The 923-nt window shown below is 54.8% G+C and carries 1 protein-coding gene; it reads left to right on the forward strand.

Features of this window, described 5'->3' with window-relative positions; translation table 11 throughout:
• Positions 1-634 (forward strand): IS256 family transposase (locus SCT_RS15190; RefSeq protein WP_144408297.1); only part of this gene is annotated, 634 nt, incomplete at its 5' end.
• Positions 635-923: the final 289 nt, after the last annotated feature.

The following is a 923-nucleotide window of genomic DNA, read 5'->3' on the forward strand; positions in this document are numbered from 1 at the left end:
GGCCGGGGAGAAAGAACTGCTGGGCATCTGGATCGCCCAGACCGAGGGGGCCAAATTCTGGCTACAAGTGGTGACTGAACTCAAGAACCGTGGCGTGCAGGACATCTTTATCGCCTGCGTCGATGGGTTGAAAGGCTTCCCGGAAGCTATTGAGGCCGTATTCCCCAAGACGGCTGTGCAGCTTTGTATCGTGCATCTGGTACGCTACAGCCTGAACTACGTGAGCTGGAAACTGCGCAAGGCCGTCGCTGCTGATTTGCGGATCATCTACTCGGCTGCAACCGTCGAGGAAGCTGAGGCCAAGCTGGCCGAGTTCGAGGAGAAATGGGGAGAGGCCTATCCTTCGATTGTCCAGTCCTGGCGGCGCAACTGGGAGCGCATCATCCCGTTCTTCGACTATCCCCCGGAAATCAGGAAGGTGATTTACACCACCAATGCCATCGAGTCGGTGAACATGAGCTTGCGCAAAATCACCAAGAACCGTGGCTCGTTCCCGAGCGACGAGTCGTTGCTGAAGCTGTTCTACCTGGCCCTGCAAAACATCAGCCAGAAGTGGACCATGCCGATCCGGGATTGGAAAGCGGCGCTAAACCGGTTTACTATTCAATTCGATGACCGGATGCCGCAACGTTAAACGAAACTCCGTTTACACAAAATTCAGGACACCCCCCTTGTAAGTTCGCTTTCGCCACAAAACTGCAACATTCCCCGGTGATAATCACATCACCCGGCCAGCTTCCCTCCTGTCCTCCTTTTCGCTGGTTGGGTTTTTTCCAGTGACACCCGTCCATGCCCCTGACTGAACAGCCTAATCCCAACCTGCAACGAGCCAATGGATTCCACTTGCGCGGCATGGAGCTACGCTTTGCCTTGATCTTCCTGGCTGTCTTCTTTGTGCTTCAATACAGCTATTCCACCAGCCG

The sequence above is a fragment of the Sulfuricella sp. T08 genome (genome assembly GCF_000971475.1).
GTDB lineage: Bacteria > Pseudomonadota > Gammaproteobacteria > Burkholderiales > Sulfuricellaceae > Sulfuricella.